Source organism: Erythrobacter sp., from assembly GCF_030066995.1.
Lineage (GTDB): Bacteria > Pseudomonadota > Alphaproteobacteria > Sphingomonadales > Sphingomonadaceae > Erythrobacter.
In genome coordinates this window covers 108,684-124,250 of the sequence record NZ_JASJAP010000005.1, presented here as the reverse complement: position 1 = coordinate 124,250, position 15,567 = coordinate 108,684, and the positions used below count along the sequence as shown (strand labels likewise).

At 61.8% G+C, this 15,567-nt stretch carries 18 protein-coding genes; 4 read left to right on the top strand and 14 right to left on the bottom strand.

Annotation, left to right across the window (positions count from 1 at the left end; genetic code table 11):
* Positions 1-17: 17 nt before the first annotated feature.
* The 8 genes from QNI87_RS12245 to QNI87_RS12210 all read right to left on the bottom strand — a co-directional run bounded on the left by QNI87_RS12245 (position 18) and on the right by QNI87_RS12210 (position 5,393).
* Positions 18-530: a thioredoxin family protein gene (locus QNI87_RS12245; RefSeq protein WP_300596887.1), complete on the bottom strand. Its 513-nt coding sequence runs from the start codon at positions 528-530 to the stop codon at positions 18-20.
* Positions 527-781 (bottom strand): hypothetical protein, encoded by a 255-nt coding sequence (locus QNI87_RS12240; protein WP_300596885.1) that lies wholly within the window; start codon positions 779-781, stop codon positions 527-529. The genes QNI87_RS12245 and QNI87_RS12240 overlap by 4 nt, the downstream gene beginning before the upstream one ends.
* A gap of 1 nt (position 782) precedes the next feature.
* A complete protein-coding gene (gene ispG, locus QNI87_RS12235) occupies positions 783-1,931 on the bottom strand; it encodes a flavodoxin-dependent (E)-4-hydroxy-3-methylbut-2-enyl-diphosphate synthase (RefSeq protein ID WP_300596884.1) in 1,149 nt (382 codons plus the stop codon).
* 76 nt (positions 1,932-2,007) lie between these two features.
* Positions 2,008-3,249 carry an EAL domain-containing protein gene (locus QNI87_RS12230; RefSeq protein WP_300596883.1) on the bottom strand — a complete coding sequence of 414 codons (1,242 nt, stop codon included), beginning with the start codon at positions 3,247-3,249 and terminating at the stop codon, positions 2,008-2,010.
* Positions 3,250-3,332: 83 nt separating this feature from the next.
* Complete coding sequence (locus tag QNI87_RS12225) at positions 3,333-4,007, bottom strand: DUF1109 domain-containing protein (RefSeq protein WP_300596881.1); 675 nt, start codon at positions 4,005-4,007, stop codon at positions 3,333-3,335.
* Positions 4,008-4,009: 2 nt separating this feature from the next.
* Positions 4,010-4,540, bottom strand: coding sequence for a sigma-70 family RNA polymerase sigma factor (locus QNI87_RS12220; protein WP_300596879.1), 531 nt, complete (start codon positions 4,538-4,540; stop codon positions 4,010-4,012).
* On the bottom strand, positions 4,541-5,038 hold the full coding sequence (locus QNI87_RS12215) for a DoxX family protein (protein ID WP_300596877.1): 498 nt from the start codon (positions 5,036-5,038) through the stop codon (positions 4,541-4,543). It lies immediately after the preceding gene.
* 73 nt (positions 5,039-5,111) lie between these two features.
* The gene (locus QNI87_RS12210) at positions 5,112-5,393 is read right to left on the bottom strand and encodes a DUF2282 domain-containing protein (RefSeq protein WP_300596875.1); all 282 of its coding nucleotides are present in this window, start codon (positions 5,391-5,393) and stop codon (positions 5,112-5,114) included.
* Between the two features lie 279 nt (positions 5,394-5,672).
* Between QNI87_RS12210 and QNI87_RS12205 the strand changes: the two genes are divergently transcribed.
* From QNI87_RS12205 to QNI87_RS12195, 3 genes are read left to right on the top strand one after another with little or no spacing between them, the layout of a single operon-like run.
* Positions 5,673-6,530 (top strand): DUF692 domain-containing protein, encoded by an 858-nt coding sequence (locus tag QNI87_RS12205; protein ID WP_300596873.1) that lies wholly within the window; start codon positions 5,673-5,675, stop codon positions 6,528-6,530.
* On the top strand, positions 6,527-7,321 hold the full coding sequence (locus QNI87_RS12200) for a DNA-binding domain-containing protein (protein ID WP_300596871.1): 795 nt from the start codon (positions 6,527-6,529) through the stop codon (positions 7,319-7,321). The genes QNI87_RS12205 and QNI87_RS12200 overlap by 4 nt, the downstream gene beginning before the upstream one ends.
* A 51-nt stretch (positions 7,322-7,372) precedes the next feature.
* Complete coding sequence (locus tag QNI87_RS12195; protein ID WP_300596869.1) at positions 7,373-8,314, top strand: alpha/beta hydrolase; 942 nt, start codon at positions 7,373-7,375, stop codon at positions 8,312-8,314.
* Here the strand turns inward: QNI87_RS12195 and QNI87_RS12190 are convergent.
* Positions 8,311-9,273: an SDR family NAD(P)-dependent oxidoreductase gene (locus QNI87_RS12190; RefSeq protein WP_300596867.1), complete on the bottom strand. Its 963-nt coding sequence runs from the start codon at positions 9,271-9,273 to the stop codon at positions 8,311-8,313. The two genes, QNI87_RS12195 and QNI87_RS12190, sit on opposite strands and share 4 nt — an antisense overlap.
* A 70-nt stretch (positions 9,274-9,343) precedes the next feature.
* Between QNI87_RS12190 and QNI87_RS12185 the strand changes: the two genes are divergently transcribed.
* A complete protein-coding gene (locus QNI87_RS12185) occupies positions 9,344-10,492 on the top strand; it encodes an isoaspartyl peptidase/L-asparaginase family protein (RefSeq protein WP_300596865.1) in 1,149 nt (382 codons plus the stop codon).
* A gap of 264 nt (positions 10,493-10,756) precedes the next feature.
* On the opposite strand, the gene bla is transcribed toward QNI87_RS12185, so the two are convergent.
* Genes bla through QNI87_RS12160 form a run of 5 tightly spaced genes read right to left on the bottom strand, consistent with a single transcriptional unit; the run spans position 10,757 to position 15,561 of the window.
* Positions 10,757-11,683, bottom strand: coding sequence for a class A beta-lactamase (gene bla, locus QNI87_RS12180; protein ID WP_300596863.1), 927 nt, complete (start codon positions 11,681-11,683; stop codon positions 10,757-10,759).
* Complete coding sequence (locus tag QNI87_RS12175) at positions 11,680-12,147, bottom strand: GNAT family N-acetyltransferase (protein WP_300596860.1); 468 nt, start codon at positions 12,145-12,147, stop codon at positions 11,680-11,682. Before QNI87_RS12175 ends, bla begins: the two co-directional genes overlap by 4 nt.
* A complete protein-coding gene (locus tag QNI87_RS12170; RefSeq protein WP_300596858.1) occupies positions 12,144-13,100 on the bottom strand; it encodes an RDD family protein in 957 nt (318 codons plus the stop codon). Before QNI87_RS12170 ends, QNI87_RS12175 begins: the two co-directional genes overlap by 4 nt.
* The gene (locus tag QNI87_RS12165) at positions 13,097-14,206 is read right to left on the bottom strand and encodes a stage II sporulation protein M (RefSeq protein ID WP_300596856.1); all 1,110 of its coding nucleotides are present in this window, start codon (positions 14,204-14,206) and stop codon (positions 13,097-13,099) included. The genes QNI87_RS12170 and QNI87_RS12165 overlap by 4 nt, the downstream gene beginning before the upstream one ends.
* The gene (locus QNI87_RS12160) at positions 14,203-15,561 is read right to left on the bottom strand and encodes a DUF58 domain-containing protein (protein WP_300596854.1); all 1,359 of its coding nucleotides are present in this window, start codon (positions 15,559-15,561) and stop codon (positions 14,203-14,205) included. Before QNI87_RS12160 ends, QNI87_RS12165 begins: the two co-directional genes overlap by 4 nt.
* Between the last annotated feature and the right edge of the window lie 6 nt (positions 15,562-15,567).

Here is a 15,567-nt window from a genome sequence, read left to right as displayed (position 1 = left end):
AGCGAAACCTTGCCGCTTTAAACGGGCTGTTTGGAGAGCCGTTCCAGTTCGGCGTAGATCGAATCCTCGTCGCGGCTGGCTGCGTTGCGCCATGACGTCGCGGTGTCTGCGTTTACGCTCCGACCCTGCGCGGTCAGGACCAGAAGGTTGGGGGTTCCAGGCAACTTTGACAGCCCAAAGCGCTGCGCGATGGCGATGTTATGCCCATCGCCCGATTGCGGCATTCCGACATTGACGAAGACGAGTTCGTACCGCTCTGAAATCAGCGCGGCGAACCGCTCGGTCCCGAGCCATCCGGCGAGCGCGCGGCTGTCGTGACACCAATTGGCCCCGATGACGAGCATCACGCGTTTGCCGTTTTCTGCGGCGCGCGCGAGCGCGGCGTCAACCTCAGCGTCAGCGTCCTCGGACACGGTGTAGGATCGCGCTTCGGGATAGTCATGGGGGTGACCGCTAGCCGTTTTGACCAGGGCCGCGCAGCCGGTCAGCACCAAGGCTGCGAGCATTCCGGCAATGATCGGCTTGATCATCGGGACGCGTTGCCTTCCTCGATCTCGATACGGCCAATGGTCAGTCGATCGATGCGGGCCTTGCGAATGCGGACCCGACCAATGGCCAGCGTTCCAATGGCCAAGGCGCCGATCGCAAGGGCACCGAGCGCCAGTGCCCCAATGGCCATTGCTCCCGCGCTCGCTGCCCCGGTTGAAACCACCCCGGCGGAGGCCTGCTTGACCATGGCCTTTTGTGTGGCCGTTGGCTCGGAGGGCGCTTTCTGCGACATGCTACTCCGCCGCTTCAGCTTCGGCCGTGTGCGGATCGAAGGCCACCGCTTCGCCGGCCTCGATCTTCGCGGCTTTCTCTTCGACCAGTTTCACGATGTGATCGAGCATATCCTCGTCATCGATCGTGTGCGCTTTCATACCCGTGAGGTAGACCATATGCTTGCCAGAGCCGCCGCCGGTGAGGCCGATATCGGTCTCTCGCGCTTCGCCGGGGCCGTTAACGACGCAGCCCAGGACGCTGAGGCTCATGGGCGTCTTGATATGTTCAAGGCGCTTTTCGAGGGTTTCGACTGTGCGGATCACGTCAAAGCCCTGGCGCGAGCAGCTCGGGCACGAAACGACGCGAACGCCGCGTGTGCGCAGGCCCAGCGCCTTGAGCATTTCGTAGCCGACCTTTACCTCTTCTTCCGGCTCCGCCGAGAGCGAGACACGGATCGTATCACCAATGCCAGCCCATAGCAGCGAGCCCATTCCGATACTCGATTTGACAGTCCCGCCGATCAAGCCGCCTGCTTCGGTGATACCAAGATGCAAAGGGCAGTCCACCGCGTCCGCCAGACCGTGATAGGCGGCCACAGCCAGGAAGACGTCCGAGGCCTTGACCGCGACCTTGAACTCATGAAAATCGTGATCCTGCAGTAATTTAATGTGGTCAAGCGCGCTTTCGATCAGCGCTTCCGGGCACGGCTCTCCGTACTTTTCCAGAAGATGCCGCTCCAGCGAGCCGGCGTTGACGCCGATGCGGATCGCGCAGCCATTCGCCTTCGCCGCCCGAACGACCTCGGCCACGCGGTCATTGCCGCCGATATTGCCCGGATTGATCCGCAGACACGCCGCGCCGCCATCGGCGGCTTCCAGCCCGCGTTTGTAGTGGAAGTGAATGTCGGCAACGACCGGAATATTGGCCGCGCGCGTTATAAGGGGGAAGGCCGCGGTGGCCTCTTCGGTCGGGCACGACACCCTGATGATGTCGCAGCCCACCTCCTCGCAACGCCGGATCTGGTCAATCGTTGCCGCTGCGTCCTCGGTTGGCGTGTTTGTCATCGTCTGCACGGTGATCGGGGCGTTCCCTCCCACCGGTACATCGCCAACCAATATCTGGCGGCACTCACGCCGCTCAATGTCGCGCCAGGGTCTTACAGAAGCCATGAGGCGGATATAGTCGCGCCAATGTGACGGGGCAATGTCATATAGGCAACAGAGGGCCAGTGACCGCTTGCAAGGGCTAAACGGTCTGCCGAAGCTTCAGGCACCTGGGCCGCCCCAGTGCAAAGCCTTGCGCAAATCGGATACCTTGATCCCTGAGCGCGGCCAGATCGTCCTGCGTCTCTACGCCTTCGGCGATCAAGGTGGATCGGGTCTCCAGGGCAAATTGCGACAAGGCGAATGTGAGCGCACGCCTCGCGGGATCGGTCGAAACCGAAGCAATCAGGTCGCGATCAATCTTGATAATGTCCGGATCGAGTTCGACCAGATGCCTCAAACCGGCAAACCCCGCGCCCACATCGTCAATCGCGACTTTGGCCTTGTTTTGTATTCGCCCCACGGCACGCTTCACGGCGCAGTAATCCCTGATCGCGTGATTCTCCGTGATCTCGATAACGAGCCGTTCCTTAAAACCGTCCGGTATCATCGAAGCAAAGGCGTCGGTTATGATGGTCGAGGGCGACACGTTGATAGAGATGAACTGGTTTTCTTTCGCCCGCTCCAAAGTTGCAAGCGCGTGCGAGGCTGCGTGCATCTCCAGTTCGAAAGTCTGCCCCGCTTCTCGCGCCCGCTCGAACAGCGCCGTCGGCGAAGACCCGGAGTTGCCTTCCAGGCGCAGCAGACACTCATAGCCGACCGGTCTTGCCGTGTTGATCTCGACAATGGGTTGGTGCGCGACAGAAAGCGCGCCGCTTCTAATGGATGTCTCGACTTCATCCAGTGCAGCCTTTTTCTGCTCTTCAAGCTCGATGCGTCCCTCGATCTGATCGCTGACGAGCGCTGCGGCAGAGCGAAGCAAGCGCATATCGCGTTCGGTAATTTCATGTCGCGGGCGATGGCTGTAGCAACACAAACTGCCATGGACTTGGCCGTTTTTGCGCTTCATCGGGACGCTGAAATGCGAGCGGATATCCAGATCCTCGACCACGGGTAAGGAGCGGGCAAATTCGAACTGGCTCGTATCGCACATTTTCTCAGGCAGGCGGCCTTCGATCACAAGCCAGCATAGGCTGTTGTCGTTCTCGTTCATTGCGCCCGCGCACAACGGTTCTTCGCGCGCGGCTGCGACGTGGGTAAACACGCGGTGCGTCTTGCCGATCTGACGCGAAATGAACGCAACATCCATGTCGAGGTGCGCCCGCACGGTCTCAAGCATATCGTTGATCGCATCAAGCGCGGTATCTGCGCGGCCCTCTGTGCCAACCTCTTGCATTGAGGGGCGGGTAATGGGTTCCAGCAGTGCGTGGGCTACGGTGGTCATTGACCCGTGTTGGCGAATGGCCAGCAAAGACGCTCTTCAGCCCAAACTCCGTGCGGTCCGCTAAAGCCCGGTCAAGAATGGCTTTACCAACGGATCAGAGGCGGAACGACCAAGCGCCCAAGAACAGCCCAGACCAGCACCGGGATGGTGTGCCAGATCCCGACATGGGCCACCGTGTCGAGCGGGCACGTGATATTGTAGGCCAGAGCGCCCAGAGAGCCCGCAGCCAGACCGGTGAGCCAGCCGGAACGCTCCAGTGAAACAGGCGCGCCGCGCCGCAGATAGAGGACACTGGCCAAGGCTATAACACCACCGGCGATCGTCCCGTAAAGGCCGCACTCCCAATACCAGGTCGCCGGATCGGCGAGCACGCTCGGCACGGCGCTCGAATGATCGTGATTGGCTTCGAGCGAAACGACGGTGATGATCGCGGCAATCGGCACCACGGCCAGCATGGCGGCGCTCCAATAGGGCGCGTTGCCACGCGAGCCCACGCGCGGCAGCGCGCTTGCCACCACTCCGGACGTACTCGCCGCGCCAAGCAGCAGCAGCAGGCCGTTGGTTATCCAGTAGAAGGCCGAAGCTTCTCCCGTCACCATTCCTGTCCAGAATTCGAAGATCGCAATGCACGCCACGCCTGCCACCAGGGTGGCGAACGCGATAAGTCCGGCTCCTTGCGCGGGCTTCACCCGTTCGACCGGGGTCATATCTTGCGCAAGGGCCGCGATCAGGTCTTCGCGTGTGGACTGCTTTTCCATAGCTATTCAACTTTCTCCACCATCGCCGCCAGCTTCTTTAGCCCACGATGGATGTTCACTTTGACCAGGCTTTCGCTTTGCCCGGTCTTTTGAGCGGCCTCCCGGATCGACAATCCGGTGATCTTCACCATTTCAATCACGCGCGCCTGCTTGTCAGGCAATTGTTTCATGAGCCGATCAAGGCTGACCCGCGCCATGACAACCTCTTCGTCGCTGTCCTCTACGGCGTCGTCTTCCATCAGTTCCTTGCCGTCATGCTTGTACACCTTGCGCAGGTGATCCACCCAGCGATAGCGCGCAATGGCGGCAAGCCACGGCAGGAACGGACGGGTCGGGTCCCATGTGGCCCGCTTTGTGTAGAACGCGATGAGCACCTCCTGAACCAGATCGTCGATCTGATGGGGAGGCACCCGGCGGCGGAAATACCGCTCAAGCCAGACGCCCACCTCGGTCAACAGCACATTACCGGCGGCCTTGTCGCCGTCCTGTGCCGCGACCATGAGGCGAGCGAAAGTGGGCTCGTCGGCAACCATTTAGGCGGCTTTCAGTTCGCCCATGGGAGCCGGATTGACATTCGTGAAGCGGCTCAAAAGAGCGTCCAGCGAAAACACGCCCGGTCCTCGGCTGATAATGAACGCGGCCATCGCGATGACGGTGATCGCCCAGCCGAGGAAGTGATCCATCGTCGGGAAGACGAACAGCTGGATAACGAGCGCCATTCCCATGAGGGCGGCGGCCGAAACCCGCGAGGCCAACCCGGCGACCAGCAGGATCGGGAATGCGAATTCAGCGTAGGTGGCCAGCGGAACCGCGATGTCGGGCGACAGGGGGAGGCCGGCAAACTCGTTCTCGAATATGAAATACTGGACATCGCTGATCGTAAGCCATGTGCCGTCTTCCACTTTGGTTTGGTACGAGCGCCAGAAGATTCCGGCCAGTGCCACTCGGGTGAAGAGCAGCGCGACGCTTTCGAAAAAGGTCCCGGAAAGAATGTCGGTGCCCCGCTGATAGAGGGATGCGATTGCGTTCATTGTATCCTCCTGTTGGGCTGCTGTCGCGCAGTGGCGTTTTGCCTGCACCGCTGCGCGAGGCCCAAGTGTGGGTCTATCGCTTGATGGGCTTGAGCGAGCCGTTGCCTTTGGGCGTCTTGATCTTCACGCAAGAGCCCTTGTCGACATACTTCCAGGCGTTGCCCTGATAGTCGCGGGTAGAGGTCCCGGCGCAGCTGGTTCCCGGCCCGGCGGCGCAATCGTTTTTGCCCGCGAGGCTGACGCCGTAGCATTTTTCCTTGGCGCCAGCGGCGGCAACCGGAGAAGCGGCGAGCCCAGCGGCAACGCTGGCGGTAAGAGCGAGGCCGGCGAGGCTGGCGATTGAAGTCTTGTTCATGGCGTATCTCCAAAAATCTGTAATCCAAAGACGTCGAGCTGAGTTGTCTGCTCGGTCTGACAGGCCATTCGCCCGCGGTCGGCTATCGGTTACAGAAATTTTCAGGCCATGCGTTTTGACGCCGCCGATTTTGCATCCACACTTCCCCTCGTCGCGCGGTCCCTGACACGCATCCCATCCCTTGTAACGCATCGAGCAAATAACACGAAGCTGCTCGTGAAAGGCGCGCTGCGACATAGGCTGCCCTTCGGATGGATTTCACGATAAGGTAGGGACAGTATGCCCCAAGAGCTCTCTTCGATCCCCCCGTTCGGTGGTTTTGGCCTCGGCTTGCGCCGCCCGCACTATGACGATTTCCTGGGTCCGGACACGGTGCCCGTCGACTTTGTAGAGGTGATCAGCGAAAACTACATGATCGAAGGTGGAAGGCAGCTTCGGATCCTTGAAGAAGTCCGGGAGCGGCACAGCGTTATTCTTCACGGTGTTTCGATGTCCATCGGGTCCGCGCACGGCCTTGAACCTGACTATCTCAAGCGCCTGAAAGCGCTGGCCAAGCGTGTTGAGCCCCTGTGGATTTCCGATCACCTTTGCTGGACCCGGACCAGTGCGCACAACAGCCACGACCTGTTGCCTCTCCCACTGACGGACGAAGCGCTTGAGGTTGTGTGCGACAATATCGATCAGGCACAAGCAGCGCTTGGCCGCGCAATGCTCTTCGAAAACCCTTCCAGCTATCTCACTTTCCCGGAAGATGAGATGCGCGAATGGGAGTTTCTGAGCGAGATGGCACGCCGAACAGGCTGCTATCTGCTGCTGGATGTCAACAACATCTATGTCGCGAGCCAGAATCACGGTTTCTCAGGGCAGGAGTATCTTGCTGGCCTGCCGCTTGACCGGGTGCGCCAGATCCACCTGGCCGGACACGACCCGTCAACCGCTGAGCGACCCGTAATCGTTGACACGCACGATCGCGAAGTCAGCGATCCGGTCTGGGCGCTGTACAGCGATGCCATGGCGTTGATTGAGCAGCCGGTCGCCACGATGATCGAGCGCGATGAGAACATCCCTCCGCTTGCCGATTTGCTCTACGAACTCGACCGCGCGCGCAGCGCCTCCGGCGTGCTGGAACCTGCATGACGGACCGCAAGACGCTGGCTGCAAAACAGGCTGCGTTCATGCGCGCGATCCTCGATCAGGGAGCCCCGCTTCCAAAGGGCTGGGGCGATAGCCACGCGCTTGGATTGTCGGTCTATCGTGGCAATTACCGCAGCGCGTTGATGAGCGCGCTGGAAGAGACGTACGAGCGCACCGCCCGTTACATCGGAGAGGAAGGCTTTCGCACCGCCTGCATCAACCATGCGATCGCCAATCCTCCGTCCCACTGGACAATCGATGCAGCGGGCGAGGGATTTGACCGAACCTGCGCGGATCTCTTCCCCAACAATCGGGAGGTGTCCGAACTCGCGTGGCTGGAATGGACGATGCTCGAACTGGCCGATGCGCCGAATTCGGAGGCGGTGACACCGCAAGACTTTGCACAGGCAAGCGCGAGCTTTGGCGATGCGGAGTGGATGGGCCTGGAACTGACCTTTCAGCCACGAGCGGCGGCGCGCCTCGTCACCCATGATATGACCGCGCTGTGGAAGTCGCTGGATGAGCCGGGTGAAGACAGGGATTTGCGGGGTTACGAGACGCCTCAAGGGTGCCTTGTCTGGCGTGAAGGCGAAAGGCCGACATTCATCATGACCAGCGCCGACACAGCACAGGCCTTCATCGCTGTGCAAACGGGCGCGCGGTATGGCGATCTCATCGGTCTTGTGGCCGGCGATGACGCGGATGAGGCCGCCATTACCGAGGCCGCTCAGAAAGCTGGCGCGATGTTGGGGCAATGGCTTGGCGAAGGTATCGTCACCGGCTTCCGCGCTTGACTTGCGCTGAGCGCGCGGCACTCTTTCAGGTCAAGGAGTAGAGCCAAGACCATGCTGACCGACACCTCCATCGAATTGCGCAGCGCGAAGCCAAGCCTCGCGATGCGTGCCGTCACCTGGCTCATGAACAAGCGCCGCCCGGTTTTCCCGCACGCACCCGCCGACTTTGAAGCAATGATGGCGACCCGCACGAAACCGACTGATGCAAAAATGCCCGGGAGTTTTGAGCGGCGCTTCGACGTTGAGAAACGAAGCGTAGATGGGTGCGAGGTCGTTACTCTGCATCCCAAGACAGGGCCGGGCGCATGGCACATGCTTTACTTCCACGGCGGGGGTTTCGTCCTGCCCATGTTCAAGGAGCACTGGCCGCTGGCTCAGGCGCTGGTCGAGCGGGTGGGCGTCAGCGTAACTGTGCCGATGTACGATGTAGTCCCCGAGGCGTCGGCGTCGGATCAGGATGCGCTTGCCGACGCCGTGTTCGCCGATCTCGCGCAGGCTCACGATCCGGCGCGGATCGTTTTGTGCGGCGATAGCGCTGGCGGTCACATGGCTCTGAGCCTGGCGGTCCGCTTGGCCGCTTCGGGTGGTCCGCAAGCCGGGCGCCTGGCGCTTTTTGCCCCGTGGCTTGATGTCACTTTGGCCGATCCCGCCATCGCGGCGGTCGAGCCTCACGATATCATGCTCAAGATCGGCACGCTGCGCTCATGCGGCAGGATGTTCGCCGGTTCGCGCGATCCCGCGTCGCCTGAATGCAGCCCGCTCTATTTGCCTGCGGACGCGCTCAAGACGCTTCCTCCGACGCGCATTTGGACGGGGCGACATGATCTTTTCATCGTGGATTCGCGGAGCTTTACCGGGCGCCTCCGCGAAGCGGGCGTGGACGCCAAATTGTACGAATACGAAGCGTGTCCGCATGTCTTCATGGCCATCACGCGAACACGCGAGGCGAAGGACGTGTTCCGCTTGCTCAAGCAGTTTCTTAAGCGCGGCTAGGCGCCAAAGCTTTCGCCCGTCAATTCTTCGCTAAGGGTCCACAAGGCGTCTGCGCGTGCCGGGTCGAGGGCATAGGATCGCACGCCTTTGGCCCGGCTTTCGTCATCCACTTCGGCCACGCGGCAATCCTCGCAGTATATCCCGCCGCGGCCTTCAAGTTCGGTAGCGGTTGCGGCCCAAACCTGCGTTGCAGCCCCTTGTGGGATGGTTTTCCATTCGTAGTCAGGGTCCGACGTGGTCACGCGATCGATCAGCGCCTGTTCTTGTTCCTCGGAAAGGTGCCGCCCGAGATTGGTCTGTATCCCGCCCGGATGCACGGCGATCGCATGGACGCCGCGATCCGCAAACCGCCTCTCCAATCCTACGGAAAACAGCGCGTTGGCCGTCTTCGCCTGGCCATAGCTGATCCATTCGTTGTAGTCGCGCCGTTCGAAATTCGGATCGTCGAGGTCGACATCCGACATGAAGTGGCCGCGGCTCGACAGATTGACGATCCGGCCGCTACCCGGCGAGCCCACGCCTTCCAGCACGAGCGGCATCAGGCCATTGGTGAGCGCGAAGTGGCCGAGATGGTTTGTGCCGAACTGCATCTCAAACCCGTCTGCTGTGTGGTTCAAGGGGCAGGCCATCACCGCGGCGTTGTTTACAAGCACGTCAATCTTCTCGAGCCGCTCTTGCGCTTGCGCGGCGCAGGTGCGCACCGATTCCAGCGAGGCCAGATCGACGAGAATTGTCTCAAGACGCGCCTTGGGTATCAGCGAGGTAATGCCGCTGAACGCCGCGTCGAGCTTCTCCGGATCGCGCCCCGCCATGATCACGCGCGCGCCCTTGGCGGCCATGGCGCGAGCGCTTTCCAGCCCCAGCCCCGAATTGGCGCCGGTGATGAACACCGTTTTGCCGGAGAGATCGACGCCCTGCAGGACATCGTCCGTTGTCGAATGCTTCCCCAAGGCGCTCATACTTTTCTCCCGTTCATTTTCCCATTCTCGCGCTGGCGTGTCGGTGATGGATAGGATAGCTCTTTCGCCCATGAAGACACGATCCTTTTTCGCGGTTCTTGCCGCGACGCTCGCGCTTATCGCCAATCCCGCTTCGGCAGAAACGGACGATCACGACGCGCCCCGCTGGTCGATCGCAATCCACGGCGGGGCGGGGACCATTGCGCGCGATCAGATGACGCCGGAAAAGGAGGCGGAGTACGAGGCCGCACTGCAAGCCGCGCTTGATGCGGGCAAGAAGGTGCTGGCCGAGGGTGGCAGCGCAATGGACGCCGTCAAGGCCGCGGTCATTCCGATGGAGGATTCTCCGCTGTTCAACGCCGGGCGCGGCGCGGTGTTTACCTGGGAGGGGCGCAACGAGCTCGACGCCTCGATCATGGATGGGCGCGATCGCAGCGCGGGCGCGGTGACTGGCGTCACTACGATCAAGAACCCGATCCTTCTCGCCGACAAGGTTCGCACAGACAGCCCGCACGTCTTCCTGATGGGCGAGGGCGCCGAGGAATTTGCGAGCGGGCAGGGCCTTGAGACGGCGGGGCCGGAGTGGTTCGAGACGGAGAGCCGCAAGAGATCGCTGGAGCGGATGAAAGCCGAAGAGCTCTCCGCGCTCGACGTCGATCTGAAGTTCGGCACGGTGGGCGCGGTGGCGCTCGATCAGGACGGGAACCTTGCAGCGGGCACCTCGACGGGAGGCATGACCGGAAAGCGTTGGGGGCGCATCGGCGACGCGCCCGTGATTGGCGCGGGTACCTACGCCGACAATCGCAGCTGCGCGGTCTCGGCGACCGGCTGGGGCGAGTATTTTATTCGCGTGGGCGTAGCGCAGGAGATTTGTACGCGGCTCCGATTTGGAAGAATGATCGACTTTGAGGCGCTCATAAATACACTGAGTGAAGTCGTATCTGATGAGGCGCTAGCCGAAGATTATGATCCATCAGACTTACCGGCTTATTTCGCGTCGGAGAAGGTTGCGCAAAACGCAGCAGATAATGTCATGGCCGAAGTCAAAGAGCTCGGCGGCGACGGCGGTATCATTCTTGTTACGCCCAACGGCCACACGGTTTTCAGCTTCAACACAAGCGGGATGTATCGCGGGCGAGCGAACAGCGAGGGGCTCAACGAAGTGGCGGTCTTTGGCGGGGCGGAAACGGGCGAGCCGTCCGCAACGCCCGATCATTGAGCGTCTTGGCCCTATAGCCCCTTCCCTCAAGGGAAGGGGTTGGGGAAGGGTGGTCTTTGATCGATGGCTTGGTCCGCCCACCCCCGGCCCCTCCCCATGGGGAAGGGAGAAGATGTCAAAGCTCCTCTACCCGCGCCCCTCTTGCCTCCAAGATCGGCCGCAGCTCCCAATAGGCTGCGGGCGTCCGATGCCGCGCTTTGCCGCGCGACGCGTCGCGGCGATCAGTATCCAGGCCGTGCCGGTTCGCCCGGTGGGTTCTCGTAATCAAAACGGTATCCAGTCTTGCTTCTCGCCCATCGTGGCCAGCACTTCGCCGACCCTTGCGAGTGCCTCCTCCGCCGCCGGATCGATCCCGTCCGATTGCTCTCGAGCACGGAAATACGCAGCAAACGTAATCGGAGCGGTTCGAGCCGGCTCGACGAAGCCGATATCGACGTACAGACTGCCCATTCCGGGCCACAACGAGGTGCCGGTCTTGTCACCGCTCAGCCAGCTCTCGGGAAGCCCTGCGCGCACTCGGCGCACGCCGGTCGTGGTGTCGATCATCCATTGCTTGAGCGTTTCGCGCTGCGCGTCGGGAAGGACGTCACCATAAACGAGCCTAGCCACCGTGCGCGCCATTGCGGCGGGCGTCGTGGTGTCGCGAAACTCTGTGACCGGTACGTTGTTGAGCTCCATCTCCGTGCGATCGAGGCGGCTGGTCTGATCTCCGATTTCTCGCCAGAACGCGGTCAAGGCGGCTGGCCCGCCAAGCTCTCGCAGCAGGATATTCGCCGCCGCGTTGTCCGAATATTTCTGCGTAAACTCGGCGAGTTCGCGCAGCGTCGCGCCGTCTTCCAGCCGCTTGGTGGTGAAGGGCGAGACCGGCATGAGGTCGTCCGTCGTCCAGGTGACGCGTCGATCCGCGTCGATCAGCCCGCCCGCGTCATCGGCCAGCACCTTGGCCGCAAGCGACAGCTTGAACGAAGAGCAATGGCCAAAACGTCGGGCCGAATTCAGACCGATGGACATTCGCTCCACTGTGTCAAACAGCTCGACCCCCAACGTGCCGTTCGCTGCGGCTTCGATAATCCTGAGTTGCGCCACCAGGCGTCCCGAGGGGCTTTGATCGGGCGGTACGCAGGCAGAAGCGCCTAGCGCCGCCCCGGTGGCCAGCGCGCCGCGGACAAAATCACGCCGGTTAATGCTCACAAGTGCCTCTCCATACACAGACTGAATTCATCCGAAATGTAGTTGCCAAATGCAGCGCACTCGGCAAATCCATGCTTTTGGTAAAGTCTTCGTGCGGCGGTGAACTGGCGCGGTCGACCGGTTTCGAGCCCAAGCCAGCGATAGCCGCGCGCACGCGCCTCCTCAATCAGACCAAGCAGGATCGCTTCTCCCGCACCTCGCCCGCGATACTCCGGCGCAGCGCGCATCGACTTTAGCTCACCGCGTCCATCGCCAAGATCTTTCAGCGCGCCGATCGCGGCCAGCGTTCCCCCGTCACGAGCTGTAAAAAAGGTGACATCGCGCTGCTTGAGCCGATCGGCCGGAAGCGCGTGCACCTTGCAGGTCGGGGACCACGTTTGCACCTCATCAAGATGGAATTGCAACAGCCCCAGCACTGCGTCGCTTGTGAGTGGGTCCGTAGCGATGGTGTAGGATGGGCTCACGAAAATTTGTCCGCCTTGCGCTTGCCAAAGCGCATATCGTTTTCCAGCCGCGCGCGCAGCTGGGTATAAAAGGCTTCTAGGAACGCGCGTTCGTCGCCTGCGCCGGGGTCCCATCCAATCTTGCGGCAGATCGTTTCGTGTACGGCAAAGAGCGCCTCGTCATTCCCATCGCGCAGCATTCTTTCAAGCGTTTGCAGTTCGTGCTCACCGTAAACCGACAGCTCGGCCTCACCGAATTGATAGCGCACACCGGTTAGCTCGCTTGATCCTTCGATAGTGGCGGCGCCCTGTGCCGACATCGCATCGGCGAGCTTCGTCTTCGGCGCTTCAACGACCCAGGTTCCGGCGATTATATCGCCCGCGCGCAAGGCGTCCTTGTTAAAGAAAGGGAAGAGGGCGAACAGCAAAAACCAGATCATGGCGGCCCATAGGAGGCCCGAACTGACCTCGCCCATCAGACTGAGTCTCAAGGTGAAGAACATGAACGCGATCGGATAGAAGATTTCGACATCGCGCAGGAGATTGCGAGCAATCACCGCCTCGGGGGTCAGTCGCCCGCCATTGCGCGCGGCGACGCGTATGCCGAGTATCCTCTTGCCTAGCGTCGCGCCGCGTGGACCGAGCTCCTGAGCCAGGAAATAGGCGTACCACGCTGCAAAGCCGACGATCGCGCCGATCACGTATAGCAGCTCGAGCACCGCCGATGTTTGACCAAGCGGTTCCGTGCGCGCGCCGCGCCAGACCCCTCCGGCAAGAAGATCGAGGAGCAGGTCAAACACGAAGAGTGCCAACGACAGGATCAACAGATCAAGCATCAACGCTCCGACACGCGCGCTGCGGGAAGCGACGACGGTGGGGATCGCGATACCCTCTGGCGTCACGATCGCGCGCGAGCGCTTGGTTTCCCCCTCGATATAGGAACGGGACGCGGCCAAGGGTGCGCTAGGTTTCATGTCTCCACCCCGATCGCGTCGGCGTTCCGCGCCGCGTGGCTGTCAGGTTCGGGCACGCGCAACAGGAAGAAGTAGCTGACCCAGAAAACAAGAAAGAAGCCGCCAATCAGATAACGGTCCATTGCGCCTTCCACGAGCTGGCGGGGAAACGCCTCAAGCAAGGCGGCGACGATCATCATAATGACCACGCCCAGCATGACCACTGCGGCGCGCCGACCGGCGGCCGAAGCCGCGTCGAGCAGGCTGGCGGTCCCAGGGAAGGCCATCGAACGGCCGATATGGAGCCCCGCTGCCCCCGACAGCAAGATGCCGAAAAGCTCGGTTGTCCCATGAATGCTCAACCATCCACCAAGCTGATAGCCAAGCCCCACGCTGCCAAAGACCCACACCAAAGCGCCCAGCAGCGCCATATTTTGCACCAGCAGCAAGAGCGAGGGGATCCCAAACGCAAATCCGAGCGCGAAGGCCATAATGCATACGCCCGCATTGTTGCTGAACAGCGAGGCGGCGAAGGCCGACAATCCGCTCGTTTCTTGCTCGACCGCGAGAGTGGCTTCCAGGCTCTCGCGGCTGGCGCCGGGAACGCGCCCCTGCGCCATGCGCTCATCAACCAGCCGATAAAACCATTCCCTGTCGTGGTTTACGAGCGCCCATCCGGTAACGGCTCCAGCAACCATGACAAACAGCGCGATGCAGATATCGAGCCATAGCGCCTGCACCGCTCGGCTCCACCCACCGAGGAAGAAATCGCGCAGCCATCCCGACATGCCTTTGCGCGGGCCGTAGACCTGAAACCAGGCGCGCTGGACCAGGCCTTCCAGATACCGCAGCGTGGCGAGATCCAGCGAGGTCTCGCGCGCGACCGACAGGCTGGAAGCAGCGGTGCGATAGAGGGTCGGCAGCGCCAGAAGGTCTTCATCGTCGACGCGTCTCAGCCCCCCGCGCTCCATGCGTGCGACGATATCTTCCAACCGGCGCCAATCGCCCTCGCGCTCCAGCCGAAAGCGATCGGAGCGCAGCGCGGCAGATTCGATATCCGCGGGAGCCGAAAGCGCGGCGCGGCCGAAAAAGGCGCCAAGCGAGCCGATCACTTTGGGAGCCTTCATCCGATCGCCTCGGAATTCTTGATCAGGAAATAGCGGTCAATCAGGTCGAATCCGATTTTTCGCCAAGGGGCCTCGATCACATCAACGCCCATTTGGCGCAGCCGCTGAAGGACCAGGCGGCGTTGGTGGCTGAGTGTCTCCGCCGTTACGCTGCGCGCCAAGGTTGCGATGTCGCCCGGTTCTTCGTCCATAAAGCCTTCCAGCTCGGAATCGGCGATGGTCACGAAAAGGACCAGGTGCTTTTCAACAAGACGCCCAAGGCTTTCGATCATCAACTCCGCAGCTGTGGAATCGGTGAAGTCGGAGAACAGGACAATCAGCGATCGACGCTGCAATTTCGCGGTCAATGTGGCCAGCGCCAGCGTGAAGTTGGGCTCAGCCGCCGTGTAATCGAGCCCCGCCGCCGCGCCTTGCAGGCGATTGAACGCCCGGCTGTCGCTTATGAAAGGGGTCATGATCTGCGGGCGCTGCGCGAAGCCGAAAAGCGCGACCCTGTCACCGCCCTTCAAAGCGACATAGGCGCACGCAAGAGCCGCTGAGACCGCCCTATCGATACGCGGCATGCCGTCGACCGGCTCGCACATGGCCTGCCCGCAATCGAAGGCAAAGACGATCTGGTTGTTGCGCTCGCTCTCGTTCTCGCGCGCGTAAAGATGATTGTGACGCGCGCTTGCTTTCCAATCTATCCGACGGCGGTCCATGCCGGACTCGTACTCGGACAGCGCCTCGAACTGGGTGCCCTCTCCGCGGATGCGCCGCGCGATGAGACCGGTTTGCGCGTCGCGTAGGATGGTCTGCAACTCTTTGGAACGCACAGGCGAGAGATCGGGCCAGATACGCACCGCCTTGTCGAGCGTGAGCGTAACCTGCCGCGCGCCCAGACCAAGCGGACCTGTCCAGCGAAGCCACGCCTTTGACAGGTCGGCCGTTCCCCGGCGCTCGGGAAAAAGAGTGGCCGATCCCAGATAGCCGGCGTCCTGCGGCTCCTCGGCAAGATCGAAGGCGGCACGCCCTCCCGGCGCGATGCGCGGGTCAAGCGCGAGAGCGGCCTTGGCGCTGTAGACGCGTCCGGCGCGAAATCGCGCGCTGAGGCTGATCGTTGTCGCCTGGCCCACTTCGGTGTCGACCGGGCAATCGACCTCCCAGGATAGCGCCTTGCCGGCGATCATCGCGTCGATCAGGATCAGAGCGATGAGGCCCACCGCCGCAACGGGGGCGATAATCCAGAGACCGGGGGACACCGCCCCGATTACCAGAGCCAGAGGCGCGAAGGCGGCGATTATCCACGCCGCGCGCTGCGTCGGTACGACCGGCAGCGGCGGGATCTTGCCCAGAAGAAACGAGAGGCGGGACAACACGGG

Excerpts from the sequence above, each read along its gene's own strand:
- QNI87_RS12245 (WP_300596887.1), bottom strand. The coding sequence starts at position 530 with ATGATCAAGCCGATCATTGCCGGAATGCTCGCAGCCTTGGTGCTGACC.
- QNI87_RS12240 (WP_300596885.1), bottom strand. The coding sequence starts at position 781 with ATGTCGCAGAAAGCGCCCTCCGAGCCAACGGCCACACAAAAGGCCATG.
- ispG (WP_300596884.1), bottom strand. The coding sequence starts at position 1,931 with ATGGCTTCTGTAAGACCCTGGCGCGACATTGAGCGGCGTGAGTGCCGC.
- QNI87_RS12230 (WP_300596883.1), bottom strand. The coding sequence starts at position 3,249 with ATGACCACCGTAGCCCACGCACTGCTGGAACCCATTACCCGCCCCTCA.
- QNI87_RS12225 (WP_300596881.1), bottom strand. The coding sequence starts at position 4,007 with ATGGAAAAGCAGTCCACACGCGAAGACCTGATCGCGGCCCTTGCGCAA.
- QNI87_RS12220 (WP_300596879.1), bottom strand. The coding sequence starts at position 4,540 with ATGGTTGCCGACGAGCCCACTTTCGCTCGCCTCATGGTCGCGGCACAG.
- QNI87_RS12215 (WP_300596877.1), bottom strand. The coding sequence starts at position 5,038 with ATGAACGCAATCGCATCCCTCTATCAGCGGGGCACCGACATTCTTTCC.
- QNI87_RS12210 (WP_300596875.1), bottom strand. The coding sequence starts at position 5,393 with ATGAACAAGACTTCAATCGCCAGCCTCGCCGGCCTCGCTCTTACCGCC.
- QNI87_RS12205 (WP_300596873.1), top strand. The coding sequence starts at position 5,673 with ATGCCCCAAGAGCTCTCTTCGATCCCCCCGTTCGGTGGTTTTGGCCTC.
- QNI87_RS12200 (WP_300596871.1), top strand. The coding sequence starts at position 6,527 with ATGACGGACCGCAAGACGCTGGCTGCAAAACAGGCTGCGTTCATGCGC.
- QNI87_RS12195 (WP_300596869.1), top strand. The coding sequence starts at position 7,373 with ATGCTGACCGACACCTCCATCGAATTGCGCAGCGCGAAGCCAAGCCTC.
- QNI87_RS12190 (WP_300596867.1), bottom strand. The coding sequence starts at position 9,273 with ATGAGCGCCTTGGGGAAGCATTCGACAACGGACGATGTCCTGCAGGGC.
- QNI87_RS12185 (WP_300596865.1), top strand. The coding sequence starts at position 9,344 with ATGAAGACACGATCCTTTTTCGCGGTTCTTGCCGCGACGCTCGCGCTT.
- QNI87_RS12170 (WP_300596858.1), bottom strand. The coding sequence starts at position 13,100 with ATGAAACCTAGCGCACCCTTGGCCGCGTCCCGTTCCTATATCGAGGGG.
- QNI87_RS12165 (WP_300596856.1), bottom strand. The coding sequence starts at position 14,206 with ATGAAGGCTCCCAAAGTGATCGGCTCGCTTGGCGCCTTTTTCGGCCGC.